Source organism: Sodalis sp. RH20, from assembly GCF_047324205.1.
Taxonomy (GTDB): Bacteria; Pseudomonadota; Gammaproteobacteria; order Enterobacterales; family Enterobacteriaceae; genus Acerihabitans.
In genome coordinates, this window is sequence record NZ_CP178733.1 from 5,639,507 (window position 1) to 5,657,454 (window position 17,948).

Genomic DNA, 17,948 nt, shown 5'->3' on the forward strand with positions numbered 1-17,948 from the left:
CCGTGGTCGCCGTCGTCCGCCAGACATGCAACACGGCGCGCAGACGCCGGCTCAGTAAATGCTTTTTAATAGCGACACTTCCAACGGCGTGACGATAAGATCGGTCAGCCCGTCCACCATGGTTTTGAGATGCGCGGATTTGCTGTGTTTTTGCACAATTTCCTCACTTGCCCACTGCTCGACAAAAATAAAATGATCGGGCCGGACAATATCCTGATGCAACTGGTACTTCAGACAGCCTTCTTCCCGGCGGGTGGCTTCGATACAGGGTTTTATCACCGCTTTGATAGCTTCCGCCTTGCCCGGTTTACCTTCGACAACCGCCACGATATGAACCTCTGCAGACATAACATTCTCCAAATAACTGATATGAATTATTAACAATATGGGAATAGCCTGCTTTAATCATAACGATACTAATGATAAAAAGCACAATTAAAGGAATTCGATATGGCGGGAACCAGCCTGTTGGCGCTGCTTGATGATATAGCCTCGATACTGGATGACGTGGCGGCGATGAGTAAGGTGGCGGCGCGTAAAACCGCCAGCGTGCTCAGCGACGACCTGGCGCTGAACGCACAGCAGGTATCCGGCGTGAGGGCCGACCGTGAGCTGCCGGTGGTATGGAAAGTGGCTAAGGGTTCACTGATCAACAAGGCGATACTGGTGCCGCTGGCGCTGGTTATCAGCGCATTTATTCCCTGGGCCATTACGCCGTTGCTGATGCTGGGCGGCTCCTATCTGTGCTACGAAGGCGTTGAAAAACTGATCGAAAGCTGGCATCGCCGTCAGCAGAAAAAAAACCATGCTGAACCGGTCCCGTCCGCGCCGATGGCGGTGCTCAATGCCGATGCGCCGCCGATCGTCCCGGCCACCGCCGCGCAGGCCGCGCCGGCGGGTGTGGCGCAGGGCGCTTCGGTGGCCCCGGACGAGACCCGCCAGACGGATGCGCCGGCGTCAGGATCCGGCGTCACCCCGGAAGATGTGCTGGCGCTGGAAAATAAAAAGGTTAAAGGCGCGGTGCGTACCGATTTTATCCTCTCGGCGGAGATTATCGTGATTTCATTGGGCACCGTGGCCAGCGCGCCCTTGATGAACCAGGTGGCGGTGATGGTGCTGATCGCCATCGCCATGACCCTGGGCGTCTACGGCATCGTGGCGGCCATCGTCAAAATGGATGATGTGGGACTTTACCTGAGCGAATTGCCCGGCCAGGGCGGCTCGCGCAAGCTGTTGCGCGCCATGGGGCGCGGGGTGGTCAATGCCGCGCCGCTGCTGATGAAATCCCTGTCGGTTATCGGCACCATCGCCATGTTCCTGGTGGGCGGCAGCATTCTGGCGCACGGCTTGCCCTGGACCCATGGCCTTATTGACCGCATGCAAGAAGGGCACGGCGGTTTCGTTGGCACCCTGATGACCAGCGCCACCGATATGCTGCTGGGACTGGTGGCCGGCGGGATTATCGTGGCGCTGGTGACGGCGGGTATGAAAATTGCCGGAAAAAGCCATGCATAATCGCCCGGCGTATGACTGCTGGCTGACCATACAGGTTGATTATTGCTGGTCGGGCAGTTTGTCGCCGGATTCCGGCGCGTTGGCCGGATCATCCTTACTTTTTTGATCAGCCGGCTTGGCCGGCGCCACGGGTTGCGGCGCCTGCGCTGTCAGCAGTCCATCGGGCTTGCCAGGGTATCGGGTCTGGTTGCTGAACATTGTTTTTCTCCCGTGAATATTTTTTGCAGCGACATGCAAACATGCAAAATGTTGCGGTTAATGTTTACCCTGCCGCCGGCGGCTGGACCGGTCGGACACCACGGATTGCGAATATAGAATGAGTGTCCGCATTAAGTATAGACAGAAATACAAATGATAGGGTGTTGATTCCATCATGATAAGCGGCTGGCATACAAGACAATAGGGAGAATAATCTTTATAGGCCTTATAAGTCTCTTATTTTTAGGTGCAAAAAGAGAATTGCGGCTTCGGTTGTTCCCAGCAGGTATCCCACGATTTTTAAATTATATGCAATAACGGGTTAAATAATGTGGCTTTAAATAATGTTTTTAATAAAAAACCTTAAATAATAGATAGTTAAGAAATTAATGCACCTGCTTACGCTGATTCCTTGGGCGGAGTTTGTATCAATCTGTAAATGACGCTTGCCAGTATGAGTATGTCGGCTAGTATTAAATATACCTATGACATGATATGAGTTGCCTATCTGTTATTGGGTGGAAAGCAATTAAGTGGAGTAAAAATGCGGTAAACCGGATTAAATTATCGCAGTTTATTTTTATGCCGCTTTGAAAAGATACAGAATAATTGAAATTCACTTTATTTCAACCGGAGGTTTAAGATGGCTGAACAACATCGTGGCGGATCGGGCAATTTCGCGGAAGATCGCGCAAAGGCATCCAGCGCCGGCAAGAAAGGCGGCCAGGCGAGCGGCGGCAACTTCAAAAACGACCCCCAGCGCGCATCCGAAGCCGGTGAAAAAGGCGGGCGCAACAGCCATGGCGGCGGCAGAAAACCGTCGAAATAATAGGTTCTATGCTTGTTTCGTCGCTACATAATTATAATCTGTAAGTTAGGTGGCTATGCCTGTTCACAACAGAGTAATTATGTAATAGAAACAGGTAAAGGCGGTCGGACTAAACCAAGATCCGGGCGCGTTAATTCAAATACTATGCCATGACATAAACGATAAGCCCGACGCTCTGGTCGGGCTTATCGTGGTTTGGGCGCTTCCTGCGCCAGATGTCGGGTCGGAGACAATACAAAAATACCGCGTGCGCCGTCACCGGGTTTTGACGATACTGTTTGGATTGCCGGACCAGTGGGTCATTACCAGAGGACAAGAGACACGCTATGAGTGACGTCACCCTTTATCACAACCCCACCTGCGGTACCTCCCGCAATACGCTGGCGTTGCTGCGCGAACGGGGCATTGAGCCCAAGGTTATCGAATATCTGAAAACGCCGCCCAATCATCAGCAGTTGCAGACGTTGATCAGGGATATGGGCCTGCCGGTCCGCGCGTTGATTCGCACCAAAAACGATCCTTACCAGCAACTGGGCCTGGCGGAAGATCGCTGGACCGACGAACAGCTTATCGATTTTATGGTGCAATACCCGGTGTTGATCAATCGCCCTATCGTCGTCACACCCCTGGGCACCCGGTTATGCCGACCTAAAGAGGCGGTATTCGAGATCCTGCCGCCGGTTTGACCTTAGCGCGCCCCGAATTCCGCCACCACGCAGTCGATAAAACTGCGTAGTTTCGGCGTCAGCTGCCGTTGGGCGGCGAACAGGATATGCAGCGGCCGGGACGGCGCTTCATAGTCCGGCAATACCCGCATCAACTGGCCGGATGCCAGATAGGGCCGCAGTATCACTTCCGGGCCGAGGAGAATCCCGCCGTCGTGAAGCGCGGAGGTTAACAGCGCCGAGCTGTCGTTAATCTGTAACCGGCTTTGCACCCGAACCCGTTGTTCCTCGCCGCCGCGGGTAAAGCGCCATTCACTGAGCGGCGGACGCGACCAGAAGCTATAGCCCAGGCATTCATGGCGTTCAAGATCGCTTAATTGGCGCGGAAACCCGCAACGGGCCAGATATCCCGGCGACGCGCAGGCAATCATCCTGTAGGGTGCGAGTTCCCGGGCGGCAAGACTTGAGTCTTTCAGCGCGCCCAGGCGAATGACCGCCTCAAAACCCTCATCCACCACATCCACAAAGCGGTCGGTCAAGGTTAAATCCACCTTCACCGCCGGAAAGGCCAGCAGATAACGGTTAATCATCGGCGTCAGGGCGTAGGCGCCAAACGTCACTGGCGCGTTGACGCGCAGCTGGCCGCGCGGCGCGGCGCTGAGTTCAAGGGCTACGGACTCCGCCGCCTGCGCTTCGGACAGCACTATCTTGCAGCGCTGGTAAAACACCACGCCGATTTCGGTCAGGCTCTGCCGGCGGGTGGTGCGGTTAAGCAGGCGCGCCCCCAGCCGATCCTCCAGAAATACCACATGCTTGCCCACCATTTGCGCTGAAATATTCAGCGCCTCGGCGGCGGCGGCAAAAGACCCCCGGTCGGCGACCTTAACAAATACCGCCATGCTGGTCAGTCGGTCCATTACGGCGCTCCTGCCGGATAATTCACAACTGTAGGTTGCGGGATATGTTCTGATATGCCTGTTTATCGCAAAACGGTTGGTAATGTAAAGTCGGTCCTCGGTATTTTTTTTCTTCCAACTGGAGTTCTGACTTATGAAAATAGGCATTATCGGCGCGGGTTTTATCGGCCGCGCCATCGCCCAACTGGCGATGAAGCAAGGGCATGAGGTGATGGTCAGCAATTCACGCGGCCCGCAAACCCTGATGAGCCTGGTGGCGTCAATAGGCTGTTTGACCGGCACCGCGGCACAGGCCGCCGCCTTCGGCGAACTGGTGGTAGTCGCCATTCCCCTGAGAAATTACCTGCAAGTACCGGTTGCGCCCCTGGTCGGTAAAGTGGTGCTGGACGCCAATAATTATTATCCCGAACGCGACGGGCAGATGCCTGAGCTGGAGAATCAATCCATCACCACCAGCGAGCTGCTGGCCCGTCATCTTGTCGGGGCGAACATCGTCAAGGCGTTCAATTCCATCCGGGTTAACGATCTGGAACGCGACGGTATGCCCGCGGGCGCGCCGGGACGGCGCGCGCTGCCCATCAGCGGCGACGACGCGCAGGCAAAGCAGCAGGCCGCCGCGCTTATCGATCAATTCGGCTTTGATGTCGTGGATGCCGGGTCTCTGGCCGAGGGGTGGCGTTTCCAGCGGGGCAGGCCGATGTATTGCGAACGTTTCGATGCCGCCGGGCTGCAAAAAGCGCTGCGCGAAAACGATGAGGAGCATGTTATATCACGCAAAATGCGGTAATCTCCTTGCCCTCGATAATATTCATTGTTAAATCCGCGCGCGGAAATGAGCCAACGGATTCAGAGGGATGATAGTGGAACCAAAGCAGGAGTTGCAGCGCGGCCTCAAAGCCCGGCACATCGAACTGATTGCCCTGGGCGGCACCATCGGCGTCGGTTTATTTATGGGCGCGGCCAGCACGCTGCAATGGGCCGGGCCGTCGGTGCTGCTGGCCTATATTATCGCCGGGTTATTTGTCTTTTTTATTATGCGCTCGATGGGGGAGATGCTTTATCTGGAACCCATCGCCGGCTCCTTCGCGGTCTATGCCCATCGCTATATGAGTCCGTTTTTCGGCTACCTTACCGCCTGGAGCTATTGGTTTATGTGGATGGCGGTGGGGGTGTCGGAAATCACCGCCATCGGCGTGTATGTCCAGTACTGGTTTCCCGACCTGCCGCAATGGCTGCCGGCATTGGCCGCCGTCGCCCTGGTGGCGCTCGCTAACCTGGCCGCGGTCAGGCTGTATGGCGAAATCGAGTTTTGGTTCGCCATGATCAAAATCACCACTATCGTGGTGATGATCGCGGTGGGACTGGGTATTATCTTTTTCGGCATCGGCAACCACGGCCATGCGGTGGGGCTTGGCAATCTTACCGCCCACGGCGGTTTTTTCGCCGGCGGCTGGAATGGCCTGCTGTTTGCGCTTTGTATTGTGGTGGCGTCTTATCAGGGCGTGGAGCTGGTCGGCATCACCGCCGGCGAGGCCCGTAATCCCCAGGTGACCCTGCGGCGCGCGGTGAGCAAGATCCTCTGGCGCATTCTGATTTTTTACGTCGGGGCAATATTTGTTATCGTAACGATTTACCCTTGGAATCAAATCGACGGCGGCGGTAGCCCGTTTGTGCTGACCTTCGCCAAAATCGGCATTACCGCGGCGGCGGGCATTATCAATTTTGTTATCCTCACCGCGGCGCTGTCCGGCTGCAATAGCGGCATGTACAGCTGCGGCCGCATGCTCTTCGCCCTGGCGCAAAACCGCCAGCTGCCGGCGGCGGTAGGGCGGGTCTCGCGCAACGGCATCCCGGCGGTGGGGGTGATGCTGTCCATCGTGGTGCTGCTGTTGGGCTCGTGCCTGAATTATATTATTCCCAATCCGCAGCGGGTATTCGTTTATGTCTACAGCGCCAGCGTTCTGCCTGGCATGGTGCCCTGGTTTGTGGTGCTGATAAGCCAGCTGCGCTTTCGCCGGGCCCACCGGGATGCCATGGCGTCGCATCCGTTCCGCTCGGTATGGTTTCCCTGGTCCAACTACCTGACCATGGCCTTTTTAGTCTGCGTGCTGGCGGGCATGGCCTTTAGCCCGGACACCCGGTTGTCGCTGGTGGTAGGTTCGGCCTTTTTAGTCCTGGTTGCCGTAATTTACCGCGTGCTGGGATTTAATCGCGCGGCGCAGGCGGGGACGCCGAACGCCGGGTGATTGATTAAAATCTGAACGGCGTCACATTATTAACATCTGCCTCCGGGCGGCACTTGTTAAAATAACGCGCCGGCGGCATTATCAATCACTGTTGTCGGCGGCACCGCCGCCGTCCAGGTAAAACCTAAACTCCTTGTTTCTCTCGCTGTATCAGCGGTGGCAAACAAGCGGTTTAGGTTTTTTTTCGCCCCCAGCCGGCAAAACGCCCCGCCGTGTCTGCCCGCCGGCAAGATACTCTGTTGTTTTTCAGCGCCGGATAATGGTTTTACCGCACAAACAGCGGCGGATTCGGTTTGCAGCGGATTTTATCGTGGCAACGCCGTTTTTGCACCGTGGTTTATGCCGTTATTTTACTAATATGCCGGGTTTTAACCTGGTTAATTGTTAATATTTTATTAAATATCACCATGGTGAAGCAATAAAGCAGCGTTAACGCCTGAGTTTGGTGCAAAAAAGCACGGCGACCGCGGCTTTATCGGTCGCGATGGCGGAAGATAATTTTATTTAATTGATCTATAACGCTATTTAGGATTGGAGTCTATTTGGCATAACCTGTGCTAGGTAGTGGTATCGCGCCAACCCCCTGGCCGCCTCTGTCCGTGGAGCAACGGGTCCGCAGCATCGGTGGGGCGCACCCTTAACCCTAACTGTTTAATGAGGCGTTGCTGATGGAAATTCAAAAACCTTATCTGCTGTTCCTGGCGGACGCGCACGATCGGCTGGCGGCGAAAGTCGCCACCGGCATTCGCCACTGGCATCCGGAATACTGCGTCGGCCAATTGCGCATGGACGGTTGCCAGGTGGATTGCGGCCTGCCCGATCTGGACATTGCCGCCGCCCGGGCCATGGGCGCCAAAACGCTGGTGATAGGCGTGGCCAATCGCGGCGGGGTGATTGCCGGGCATTGGGTCGAGGTGCTGCGCGACGCGCTGGAAAACGGCATGGACCTGGCCGCCGGGCTGCATAATCGCCTGTCGGACGTTCCGGTACTGCAAGCCACGGCGCAAAGGCTTGGCCGCTCGCTGTTCGATGTGCGCCACACCCGCGCCGCTTTGCCGGTGGGCAACGGGCGCAAGCGCGCGGGTAAACGGTTGCTGCCGGTGGGCACCGACTGTTCCTGCGGTAAAATGTATACCGCGTTGGCCATTGAGAAGGCCATGCTGGAACAGGGCAGAAAAGCCACGTTTCGCGCCACCGGCCAGACCGGCATCCTGGTCAGCGGCGCGGGAATCAGTATCGACGCGGTGGTGGCGGACTTTATCGCCGGCGCGGTGGAAACCCTGGCGCCGGACAACGAGCCGGATCATTGGGATATCATCGAAGGGCAGGGGTCGCTGTTCCATCCGTCGTTTGCCGGGGTCACCCTCGGGCTTATCCACGGCGCGCAGCCTGATGCGCTGGTCTTGTGTCATGAGCCGACGCGTACCACTATGCGCGGCGTCGATTATCCGCTGCCCGACCTGGCCGATTGTATGGCGCTGAACCTGCGGGCGGCGCGGCTGACCAACCCGCAGGCGCGATTTGTCGGCATCTCCGTTAACAGCGCCCTGCTGCCGGAGGCGGACGCGTTGGCCTATATGGCGGAGTTGGAAACATGCTACGGTTTGCCGGTGGTGGATCCGTTCCGCCAGGGCGTCGCGCGCATTATTGAGCAACTTTAACCACGGCGGAAGAATCCATGAGCAGAATTGTCTATCTTAACGGCGACTATGTGCCGGAGCAGGACGCCAGGATCTCCATCTTCGACCGGGGCTTCCTGTTCTCCGACGCGGTCTATGAAGTCACCGCGGTATTAAACGGTAAGCTGTTGGAAAACGAGGGCCATATCGCCCGTCTGGTGCGCTCCTGCCGGGAGCTTAAACTCTCCCTGCCCGTTACGCCCGCTGAACTGGACGCGATACAGCGGGAGCTTATCGCCCGCAATCAACTGCGGGAAGGCGCGGTCTATCTGCAACTGAGTCGCGGCACTACCGGCGATCGGGAATTTGATTTTCCGCCGGCCGGCACTCCGCCTACGCTTACGCTGTTTACCCAGGCGCGGCCGGTTATCAATAATGCCAAGGCTATCAACGGCATCCGGGTGGTGACGCTGGAGGATATCCGCTGGCACCGCCGCGACATCAAAACGGTGGGACTGCTGGCGCCTTGCCTGGCCAAGGAGTATGCCCATGCCCAGGGCGCGGACGATGCCTTCCTGGTGGAGAACGGGCTGATAACCGAAGGCAGCGCCTGTAACGCGTGGATTGTCACGTCTGCCGGCACCCTGGTGACCCGGCCGCTCAGCAACGAGATTTTGCACGGCATAACCCGCCGTTCGCTACTGATGCTGGCCGAAACCCATGCTATCCCGTTTGAGGAACGGGCATTCAGCGTTGAGGAGGCTTATGCCGCGCGGGAGGCGTTTATCAGCTCCGCCACCACCTTTATCTGGCCGGTTATCGGCATCGACGGCAGGACGGTGGGGGACGGCGTTCCCGGTCCGGTAACCCGGGCGCTGCGGGCGATATATGTGGATATGGCGCTGCGGGCCACCGCCTGATAATAACGCCCCGGGCCGGCAATGCCGCGGTTTCGCCGGCCGGGGGCGGTGTATCCGCCCTTATTTTGGTATTCCGGTCCTTTATTTTCAGGCCCGTTCTTTATTGCTGATGATTTTTATGGCAATAAAACCGGCGCGGGCGGTTAATTTTTTCTTATCAGTAAATATTAGTCAGCGAAAGTGTTGAGGCGCCGCTTTTTATTATCTCAAGGTTCAGAAATACGTTGGTGTTTACCAACTATTTTTTAACGCTAAATCGCCAGGCGGCATGTGCCGCGGCGCGCCGATAATTAATGTGATACATGTCCTATTTGTTATTAAAATTAGACTTTAACGTTAAAAGATAGTCTTTAATAGACGGTATCACCGAAATGGTGCAACCGCGGCGCCGGCGCCGTTTTCCGGCGGCACAAGCGCACTGAAAGGGGGCGGCGCGGCGCCCGCCCTGATGATAGCTCCCCGGAGCGAAACGGTCTGTGCCTCTAATGTGCCGGAAATTTGCCATTATGGCCGGATAATTGCTTATTTTGTTGGGGTAAATACCCGTCGTCTTCATGGGTTGTACGTTTAAGCTTCAGGATTTATGGTCCACGCCTCGGGCGTTTTGCTGAAACTGTATAAAGGAACCAGATGATGTCAATGAAATTGATAAGAACCCCGCTTTCCGCCCTGCTTATCGGTTGCCTGGGCGCGGCTTTCTCCGCCCATGCCGATGTGGTTATCGGCGTTGCCGGGCCGTTTTCCGGACCCAATGCCACCTATGGCGATCAATACTGGCGCGGCGCTTCCCAGGCGGCCGAGGATATTAACGCCGCGGGCGGCATCAAGGGGGAAAAAATTAAGCTGGTGCAAGGAGATGACGCCTGTGAACCCAAACAGGCGGTGGCGGTGGCCAACCGGCTGGTGGATCAGGAACACGTGAAGGCGGTGATTGGCCACTTCTGCTCCTCATCCACCATGCCGGCGTCGGAAGTCTATGACGAGGCGGGTATTATCGCCATCACTCCCGGCTCCACCAATCCGCAGATTACCGAGCGTGGCCAGACCGCCATGTTCCGTATGTGCGGGCGGGACGACCAGCAGGGACTGATTGCCAGCAACTACATTATCGATAAGCTGAAGGCGAAAAAAGTGGCCATCATCCACGATAAGGACACCTACGGCCAGGGCCTGGCGGATGCCACCAAGGCGGAGCTGAACAAACGCGGCGTGAAGGAGGTGATGTATGAAGGCTTGTCGCGCGGTGAAAAAGATTTCAACGCGTTGGTGACGAAAATCCGCGCGCTGGATCCTGACGTGGTCTATTTCGGCGGCTGCCATCCCGAGGCGGGTCCCCTGGTGCGCCAGATGCGTGAGCAGGGCGTCACCGCTAAATTCTTTTCCGGCGACTGCGTTGTCACCAGTGAACTGGTCACCGCCGCCGGCGGTCCGCAGTATACCAACGGCGTTTTAATGACCTTCGGCAAAGATCCCCGCGTTATTCCCGACGGCAAGGCGGTGATTGAGAAGTTCCGCGCCGGCAAGTTTGAACCTGAAGGGTACACTCTCTATTCCTATGCGTCGGTACAGGCTATTGCCGCGGCGTTTAACGCCGTCGGCGGCAGCGATTCCGCTAAGGCCAGCGCGTGGCTGAAGGCCAACAGCGTGGATACGGTCATGGGCAAAAAGGCCTGGGACAGTAAAGGCGATCTGAAGGTATCCGATTACGTGGTTTATCAATGGGACGACCAGGGTAAATATCACGAAATCCCCTAAAGCCACCATGGGCTAAAGGTAATGCGCCAGGCGGAACCTGGGCCAGGCGCCGGGGTTGTCCGTGGGCGTCGCCGCTGACGGGCCGGCCCCGACGCCATGTTTTCCGGGGGAAAATACCCCGCGCGCCGTGCGGTGGTCGCTTTTCTGGCCGCCGGGCGATCTGTAAGCAAGACGAGACGGTGTAACTATGGATTCTTCCTTCCTGCAGCAAATGTTTAACGGCCTGACACTGGGCGCCGTCTACGGTTTGATCGCCATCGGCTATACCATGGTGTACGGTATTATCGGCATGATCAACTTCGCCCACGGCGAAGTCTATATGATTTCCGCCTATCTGTGCGCCATCGCGCTGGCGCTGCTGTCGTTTTTCGGCCTGCATTCGTTTCCGCTGCTCATCCTCGGCACCCTGGTGTTTACCATCGCGGTTACGGGCGTCTACGGCTGGGTTATCGAGCGCATTGCCTACCGGCCCCTGCGCAACTCTACCCGGCTGGCGCCCCTAATCTCCGCCATCGGCATGTCGCTTATCTTGCAAAACTATGCGCAAATCAGCCAGGGGCCACGTCAACAGGGTATTCCCACCATGCTGGACGGGGTGCTCAGGTTCCACATCGGCGACAGCTTTGTCCAGCTCACTTATACCAAGATCTTTATCCTGGTGGCGTCGCTGCTGGGGATGCTGGCGCTAACCTATATTATCGGCCACACCAGGCTGGGGCGCATGTGCCGCGCCACCCAGCAGGATCGCAAGATGGCCTCGATCCTCGGCATCAATACCGACCGGGTTATTTCCTGGGTATTTGTTATCGGTGCCGCCATGGCGGGGCTGGCCGGGGTATTGATTACCATGAACTACGGCACCTTTGATTTTTATGCCGGTTTTATCATCGGCATTAAGGCATTCACCGCTGCGGTGCTGGGCGGTATCGGCTCGCTGCCGGGAGCCATGCTGGGCGGCCTGATCCTGGGCGTCGCCGAGGCGCAGTTTTCGGGCATGGTCAATTCCGATTACAAAGATGTATTTTCATTTTCCTTACTGGTGGTCATCCTTATTTTTCGCCCGCAGGGTCTGCTGGGCCGGCCACTGGTGGCTAAGGTATAAAGGGAGAGATAATGTCGCAACCCACAGCGCCGCAATCCGCCGGGACGCCTCCTCCAGTGGCTCAATCACCGGACAAGCCAACCTCCGCGCCGCGTTCCCCGGGATCGCCTCCGCCCGCAGGGCTGGATATCCGGCAATGCCTGCTTGATGCCGTCCTGGCCGGTTTTATTGCCCTGATTGTTTTTGGCCCGGTGGTGGGCGTGGTGCTGGACGGCTACAGCTTCAATTTCCACGCTCCGCGCCTGGCCTGGATTATCCTGGCGGTGATGGCGGGGCGTTTTGCCCTTAGCCTGTTTCTGCAAACCGGGCCGGGACAACGTTTCCAACTGCGTTTTAACGGCGACAGCGGCGGCGTCTACGTCCGTCCCGCCGACTACAAAAGCCGCCTGCGCTGGATTATCCCGTTGATCCTGGTACTCGCGGCGCTGTTTCCCTTCGTCGCGACCAAATACCTGCTGACCGTGGCAATTCTCGGCCTGATTTATGTGCTGCTGGGACTGGGGCTGAATATCGTGGTCGGCCTGGCCGGACTGCTCGATCTGGGGTACGTGGCGTTTTATGCTATCGGCGCCTACGGACTGGCGCTGGGGTATGAATATCTCGGCCTGGGGTTTTGGTCCATGCTGCCGCTGGCGGCAATCATGGCGGCCGTGGCCGGCGCGTTATTGGGTTTCCCGGTGTTGCGCATGCATGGCGACTACCTGGCGATAGTGACCCTGGGTTTTGGCGAGATCATCCGGCTGATTTTAAACAACTGGCTGGCTTTTACCGGCGGCCCCAATGGCGTCTCGGTGCCGTCGCCGACCTTTTTCGGCCTGGAATTCGGTCGCCGCGCCAGGGAGGGCGGGGTACCCATTCATGAGTTCCTCAATATTCCCTATAATCCCAACCTGAAGTTTATTTTCATCTACGGCGTGCTGATCCTGGTGGTGCTGCTGGTGTTGTATATCAAGCACCGCCTGACGCGCATGCCTATCGGCCGCGCCTGGGAGGCGCTGCGCGAGGATGAAATCGCCTGCCGCGCCATGGGACTGAACCACGTACTGGTTAAACTGTCGGCCTTTACGCTCGGCGCATCCACCGCCGGCATTGCCGGGGTGTTTTTCGCCACTTACCAGGGTTTCGTCAATCCCACGTCGTTTACCTTTTTTGAATCGGCGCTGATCCTGGCCATTGTGGTGCTGGGCGGCATGGGTTCGACCATCGGCGTGGTGATTGCCGCTTTTGTGCTAACCGTGGCCCCCGAACTGCTGCGCAGTTTTGCCGAATACCGGGTGCTGCTGTTCGGCATCCTGATGGTGGTGATGATGATCTGGCGGCCGCGCGGCCTTATCCGTATCAGCCGCGCCGGTTTCGCCGCCCGTAAGGGGGTGGCGCCATGAGCGACACTATCCTGAGCGTCGAGCACCTGATGATGCATTTCGGCGGCATTAAGGCCCTGAACGACGTCAATCTCGAGGTGCGCAGGGGTTCCATAACGGCGCTTATCGGCCCCAACGGCGCCGGTAAAACCACGGTATTTAACTGCCTGACCGGCTTTTACCAGGCCACAGGCGGCAATATTATGCTCAACACCCGCGGGCGGCCCACCAATATTATCCAGATCCTCGGGCAAAAATTTCGCGCCGCCGATTTTATCCATCCGGCCCGGCTGGGCCGGCGCGTTTTTTATAAAATGTTCGGCGGCACCCATCTGGTCAATCGCGCCGGGCTGGCGCGCACGTTCCAGAATATCCGCCTGTTCCGCGAGATGTCGGTGGTGGAGAACCTGCTGGTGGCGCAGCATATGCAGGCCAACCGCAACCTGATTGCCGGGATATGCAATACGCCGGCCTATAAACGCGCCGAAAACCGCGCCCTGGATCGTGCGTTTTACTGGCTGGAAGTGGTAGAACTGGTTGATTGCGCCAACCGACTGGCGGGTGAAATGTCCTACGGCCAGCAGCGGCGGCTGGAGATCGCCCGCGCCATGTGCACCAACCCGGAAGTGATTTGCCTGGACGAGCCTGCGGCGGGACTTAATCCGGTGGAAACCCGTACCTTAAGTAAAATTATCCGCCTGCTGCGCGACCGCCATGGCATCACGGTGTTGCTGATCGAGCATGATATGGGCATGGTGATGGACATCTCGGATCATATTATCGTGCTCGATCATGGCGATGTCATCGCCACCGGTACGCCGCAAGCCATCCAGAATAACGACAGCGTGATTGCCGCCTACCTCGGCACCGACGAGGAGGAATTGGCCTTATGACCGACATTCTACTGGAATTTCGCGATGTAGACGTATTTTACGGTCCGATCCAGGCCCTGCGGCAGGTTTCCATCCAGGTGCATGAAGGGGAAACGGTGGCGCTGATCGGCGCCAACGGCGCGGGCAAATCCACGCTGCTGATGTCCATCTTCGGCCAGCCGCGCATCAGCGCGGGGCAGATCCTGTTGCGCGGAGAGGATATCAGTCGCAAGTCGACTCATTTCATCGCCGCCAACGGCATTGCCCAGTCGCCGGAAGGGCGGCGGGTATTCCCGGATATGACGGTGGAGGAAAACCTGCTGATGGGCACTATTCCCATCGGCAATCGCCATCAGGCCGAAGATTTGCTCCGGATGTTCGACCTTTTTCCGCGCCTGCGTGAGCGCCGCAACCAGCGCGCCATGACGCTTTCCGGCGGCGAGCAGCAGATGCTGGCCATTGCGCGCGCGCTGATGAGCCGGCCTAAGCTGCTGCTGCTTGACGAGCCGAGCCTTGGACTGGCGCCGATCATCGTCAAGCACATTTTCCAGATTCTCCGCGAGCTGGCCCGCACCGGCATGACCATCTTTCTGGTTGAGCAAAATGCTCACCACGCGCTGAAGTTATCGGACCGGGGCTATGTCATGGTCAACGGCCAGATCCGGCTTAGCGGCAGCGGGGCCGAACTCCTGGGCAACCAAGAGGTACGCAAGGCCTATTTAGGCGGTATATAGCCCGGCAATACCGCAATATCGTTCCATGGCCGGAATGACCGCGCTAAACAGCCATTCCGCCGGCGCGCGACTATCAGCAGGCTATCTTATTGGGAACAGGTGCTATGCGTGGCGCGATATATTGTTCAACCCAATTGCTGTCATCTTTAAAATAATAAATATGACGCTGGATTAATAGTTCTTTATTCCTGAACTTAAAGGGCAGTAATTTTATTTTATACTGCCGTTCTTCAATGATATTTTTTACCGATGCGGGGAAAAAACCAATGGCATCGCTCTTTTCAATCGTCGACAGCTGTCCCTGAAACGTGGGGACATGAAGCCGTTTCAACATTAAGTTATTAAATTGCAAATGAGCATCTATCTCCTCATTGATCTTTCCAGGAAGTTGCGCCTCGTATTGCACCAGGACTTTATCATACAAGAGTTGATTTATGGGCACATTGCGGATATTCACATCGCTGCCGACTGCCAGCATGAGGGCATCCTCCGCTAAAAGCTGATGTATGACCCCTGGCGGGCAGCGTAGCGGTTTATCCGAGAAAAAAATCTTGCACAATCCCTCCTTGAGCACGTCTTCCATACTCGTGCTATCTGGAGCATAGTATTCTAGGGTAATCTCGTTTTTGAAGGGCGAGTCAGAAAGCAAAGGAGATAAATAGGAATAGTCATGATGATCGATTCCCAGTTTATACTGGGTGGCGATATGATTTTTATTGGTGTTTTTTTTCAAAATTTTGCTTTCCAGTTCACACACTTCCTGATAGAGCGGTAGCAGCGTTGCGTACAGTTCGCTACCGTAACTGGTGAGTTTTAAGCCATTGCTGGTGCGGGAAAACAGTTTATGGCCAAGGCTTAACTCGAACATTTTAATTGTCCGGCAAAGCGGGGATGGCGTGATGCAGAGAATCATCGACGCCAACCGAATAGACTGCTGTTGTGCGGTCACGATGAAATACCGTAATGTTTTAGATATTAAGATCATATTAGGCCCCCGGTGGCTTTTGCTTATCTTGACTAGATTTATAAGAAAATATTTTTAAAAATATAATAATTATTAAAATTATTTTGTTTTTTTTCAAATAACATTGCCAGGCTATTTTATTATTAATATTATTGATATTAAGGGTGTCAGCAGCAACCGAAAAATCATTGCTGAATTTACTGAGAACTATAATAAACAGCGCTAGGCTTATTTAGAATATTTTTTAAGAAATGCCGCTCTTAACTCGAAAAAAAATGAGATGTTCAGTAATGTCTTAAAACCATCATTATGGATGGTTTTATTTGTTCAACTGATTTATTCAAAAAACAGTTAACCAGCAACGCAACATCAATCGCTGGAGTTGCTTCGCTGTTATCAGTGGTGTGAATAGACGTTACGACTTTAGTATAGTATTTGACAAGTCCTTCATTGAAATCCTTTAGAACAATTGGCGAATAATGTTAACCAGCTCACGCTTGTTAACTCTATGTATCGAAAATGGCCATGGCATGCAAAAGGCAATGCTAATTATCAGCATATATTCCCCAGCGAATATATTAGCCATCAATATCAGATTATGCCTGCTGACACGTTAAGAAAATGATGTGAACGCATTCAGCCGTTTCTAAAATTGATCAATTTCAATTGCTTACGATTTCCAGCGCCGCCAGGTACGGGGGCGACGGGGCGGGCGATGATTTAAAATAGGATGATGATTAAGGCAAAACCGGTCCGTATCGCCATTCTGGTCATTGGATTACTCTAAAAGTTGAGGTAAACCGCGGGATGATGGTATAAGCCGGCGGTAGATCGTAAAGGTTAACCTCTGTTCCCGGCTTGCCGGTCTCTTGCTCTGATGGCATTGCCAGAAACAATTTAATATACATTTCCTGCCGGGAGCGAGTGGTAAAACACAAAAGATAACTTATAATTTTTCCTAATATAATAATGTCAGTTAATTCAACGTGTTTATTAAGGAAACGCACCATGGATGCCAGATCCAAAAAGCAACTTGAAGAGTTACGCGCCAGCAGCAGAAGCGAGCATGCCACGCTGCTGATGCCGTCATCTGATTCCGTTGCGCCCCGGACCCTGGGTCAACGTTTAGCCGACAGGATCACGGCCATTATCGGCACCTGGACCTTTATCATTACCCAAACCATTATTATCATCGGCTGGACCGGATATAACCTGGCCGTCGGTAAAAGCGGATTCGATCCTTATCCCTTTATTTTACTGAATCTTTTCTTATCATTTCAAGCCGCCTATACCGCGCCGGCCATTATGATGAGTCAGAAGCGGGAAGGGGAAGTGGACCGCTACCGCGCGGAAATCGCGTCCAACGTGAATGTGAAATCCGATCTGGAAATGTATGCGCTGCACGATAAAATTGATTATCTGGAAGGCGACATCGTCACGTCAATAAAAGAACAGCTGGCGCAGATCACCCGGCAGCTTGAAGAGATCAAGCAAAAACAAGGCTGACCCAACCGGCCGGCAACATCGCTATTGAGGCGGCGCCCGCCGCCTGCCGCTAGTTTTCCACCCGTGCGCCCTGGACATTATCATTGCCGGCGGCCCCCGCGCGCGCAAACCGTTGTATCCCGGCATTGACTTCGCGCAGGATTTCCCGGGAAAACGCCTCGTCGTTGACCGCGCGCGCCAGGATAATGCCCCCCACCATCGACGCATGCAGACGAATGGCGTCGCCCCGGGCGTGTTTATTACTGCGCCAGGGGAAATAACGGGTCAGCCGTTCAACCGTGGCGGCCACCAGCCGGGTCAGGGATGGCCTGACGGTCTCTTCCCGGGCGATTTCGGTTGCCAGCGCCGACACTAGGCAACCGAGGGCCGGGTTATCGCGATGCTGAACGCTCAGGTAATGATCAACGTAGTCCAGCAGCCCTGCCGGCGTGGCGGCGGCCTCATCTATACCGGCAAGCGTCGTCTGCGCCCGATACTCGAAGCTCTCCTGCATTAATGCTTCCTTGGACGCAAAATGATTATAGAAGGGACCGTGCGTCAGGCCGGTGGCCTTCATAATCTCGGCGACGCTCACGCCCGAGAAACCGCGTTCACGAAACAGCCGTGCCGCTTCCTGGAGAATACGTTGATGTTTTTCTGCCGTTTCGGCCGCGGGATATCTCATCTTCCATCCTATTGTCGTCGGTTTGCCGCCATGGCTTGACAAGTATACATGATAGCGGTCATGCTTGTCGCTATCAAGCAT

The 17,948-nt window shown here is 55.6% G+C and carries 18 protein-coding genes; 13 read left to right on the forward strand and 5 right to left on the reverse strand.

Annotated features, from left to right (window positions below; genetic code table 11):
- Nucleotides 1–51 precede the first annotated feature (51 nt).
- On the reverse strand, nucleotides 52–348 hold the full coding sequence (locus ACL2XM_RS25775) for a putative quinol monooxygenase (RefSeq protein WP_410013466.1): 297 nt from the start codon (nucleotides 346–348) through the stop codon (nucleotides 52–54).
- A 102-nt stretch (nucleotides 349–450) separates the two neighbouring features.
- Here ACL2XM_RS25775 and ACL2XM_RS25780 point away from each other — a divergent pair, with 102 nt between their 5' ends.
- On the forward strand, nucleotides 451–1,515 hold the full coding sequence (locus tag ACL2XM_RS25780; protein ID WP_413727648.1) for a DUF808 domain-containing protein: 1,065 nt from the start codon (nucleotides 451–453) through the stop codon (nucleotides 1,513–1,515).
- Nucleotides 1,516–1,554: 39 nt separating this feature from the next.
- Here ACL2XM_RS25780 and ACL2XM_RS25785 read toward each other — a convergent pair whose 3' ends face one another.
- The gene (locus ACL2XM_RS25785; RefSeq protein ID WP_410013468.1) at nucleotides 1,555–1,713 is read right to left on the reverse strand and encodes a hypothetical protein; all 159 of its coding nucleotides are present in this window, start codon (nucleotides 1,711–1,713) and stop codon (nucleotides 1,555–1,557) included.
- A 643-nt stretch (nucleotides 1,714–2,356) separates the two neighbouring features.
- Between ACL2XM_RS25785 and ACL2XM_RS25790 the strand changes: the two genes are divergently transcribed.
- Together ACL2XM_RS25790 and arsC are read left to right on the forward strand one after the other, a co-directional pair.
- The gene (locus ACL2XM_RS25790; protein ID WP_410013469.1) at nucleotides 2,357–2,542 is read left to right on the forward strand and encodes a general stress protein; all 186 of its coding nucleotides are present in this window, start codon (nucleotides 2,357–2,359) and stop codon (nucleotides 2,540–2,542) included.
- A 326-nt stretch (nucleotides 2,543–2,868) separates the two neighbouring features.
- Nucleotides 2,869–3,228 (forward strand): arsenate reductase (glutaredoxin), encoded by a 360-nt coding sequence (arsC, locus tag ACL2XM_RS25795; protein ID WP_410013470.1) that lies wholly within the window; start codon nucleotides 2,869–2,871, stop codon nucleotides 3,226–3,228.
- Between the two features lie 2 nt (nucleotides 3,229–3,230).
- Here arsC and ACL2XM_RS25800 read toward each other — a convergent pair whose 3' ends face one another.
- A complete protein-coding gene (locus ACL2XM_RS25800) occupies nucleotides 3,231–4,124 on the reverse strand; it encodes a LysR family transcriptional regulator (protein ID WP_413731906.1) in 894 nt (297 codons plus the stop codon).
- Nucleotides 4,125–4,257: 133 nt separating this feature from the next.
- Here ACL2XM_RS25800 and ACL2XM_RS25805 point away from each other — a divergent pair, with 133 nt between their 5' ends.
- From ACL2XM_RS25805 to ACL2XM_RS25845, 9 genes are all read left to right on the forward strand, one after another.
- Nucleotides 4,258–4,911 (forward strand): NADPH-dependent F420 reductase, encoded by a 654-nt coding sequence (locus ACL2XM_RS25805; protein WP_410013472.1) that lies wholly within the window; start codon nucleotides 4,258–4,260, stop codon nucleotides 4,909–4,911.
- Between the two features lie 70 nt (nucleotides 4,912–4,981).
- Entirely contained in the window at nucleotides 4,982–6,370 is a 1,389-nt protein-coding gene (thrP, locus tag ACL2XM_RS25810; protein WP_410016729.1) for a bifunctional threonine/serine APC transporter ThrP, read from the forward strand.
- A 668-nt stretch (nucleotides 6,371–7,038) separates the two neighbouring features.
- Nucleotides 7,039–8,031 (forward strand): N-acetyltransferase DgcN, encoded by a 993-nt coding sequence (gene dgcN, locus ACL2XM_RS25815; RefSeq protein WP_410013473.1) that lies wholly within the window; start codon nucleotides 7,039–7,041, stop codon nucleotides 8,029–8,031.
- Nucleotides 8,032–8,048: 17 nt separating this feature from the next.
- A complete protein-coding gene (locus ACL2XM_RS25820) occupies nucleotides 8,049–8,909 on the forward strand; it encodes a D-amino-acid transaminase (protein WP_410013474.1) in 861 nt (286 codons plus the stop codon).
- 633 nt (nucleotides 8,910–9,542) lie between these two features.
- Nucleotides 9,543–10,664, forward strand: coding sequence for a branched-chain amino acid ABC transporter substrate-binding protein (locus ACL2XM_RS25825; RefSeq protein WP_410016730.1), 1,122 nt, complete (start codon nucleotides 9,543–9,545; stop codon nucleotides 10,662–10,664).
- Nucleotides 10,665–10,851: 187 nt separating this feature from the next.
- Nucleotides 10,852–11,766 carry an ABC transporter permease subunit gene (locus tag ACL2XM_RS25830; RefSeq protein WP_410013475.1) on the forward strand — a complete coding sequence of 305 codons (915 nt, stop codon included), beginning with the start codon at nucleotides 10,852–10,854 and terminating at the stop codon, nucleotides 11,764–11,766.
- An 11-nt stretch (nucleotides 11,767–11,777) separates the two neighbouring features.
- The gene (gene livM / locus ACL2XM_RS25835) at nucleotides 11,778–13,148 is read left to right on the forward strand and encodes a high-affinity branched-chain amino acid ABC transporter permease LivM (protein WP_413721478.1); all 1,371 of its coding nucleotides are present in this window, start codon (nucleotides 11,778–11,780) and stop codon (nucleotides 13,146–13,148) included.
- Entirely contained in the window at nucleotides 13,145–14,020 is an 876-nt protein-coding gene (locus tag ACL2XM_RS25840; RefSeq protein WP_410013477.1) for an ABC transporter ATP-binding protein, read from the forward strand. The genes livM and ACL2XM_RS25840 overlap by 4 nt, the downstream gene beginning before the upstream one ends.
- A complete protein-coding gene (locus tag ACL2XM_RS25845; protein WP_410013478.1) occupies nucleotides 14,017–14,733 on the forward strand; it encodes an ABC transporter ATP-binding protein in 717 nt (238 codons plus the stop codon). The genes ACL2XM_RS25840 and ACL2XM_RS25845 overlap by 4 nt, the downstream gene beginning before the upstream one ends.
- A gap of 73 nt (nucleotides 14,734–14,806) precedes the next feature.
- On the opposite strand, the gene ACL2XM_RS25850 is transcribed toward ACL2XM_RS25845, so the two are convergent.
- Nucleotides 14,807–15,718 (reverse strand): LysR family transcriptional regulator, encoded by a 912-nt coding sequence (locus ACL2XM_RS25850; protein WP_410013479.1) that lies wholly within the window; start codon nucleotides 15,716–15,718, stop codon nucleotides 14,807–14,809.
- Between the two features lie 987 nt (nucleotides 15,719–16,705).
- Here ACL2XM_RS25850 and ACL2XM_RS25855 point away from each other — a divergent pair.
- Nucleotides 16,706–17,203 carry a DUF1003 domain-containing protein gene (locus tag ACL2XM_RS25855; RefSeq protein WP_410013480.1) on the forward strand — a complete coding sequence of 166 codons (498 nt, stop codon included), beginning with the start codon at nucleotides 16,706–16,708 and terminating at the stop codon, nucleotides 17,201–17,203.
- A gap of 49 nt (nucleotides 17,204–17,252) precedes the next feature.
- On the opposite strand, the gene ACL2XM_RS25860 is transcribed toward ACL2XM_RS25855, so the two are convergent.
- Nucleotides 17,253–17,867 (reverse strand): TetR/AcrR family transcriptional regulator, encoded by a 615-nt coding sequence (locus ACL2XM_RS25860; RefSeq protein WP_413731907.1) that lies wholly within the window; start codon nucleotides 17,865–17,867, stop codon nucleotides 17,253–17,255.
- Nucleotides 17,868–17,948 lie beyond the last annotated feature (81 nt).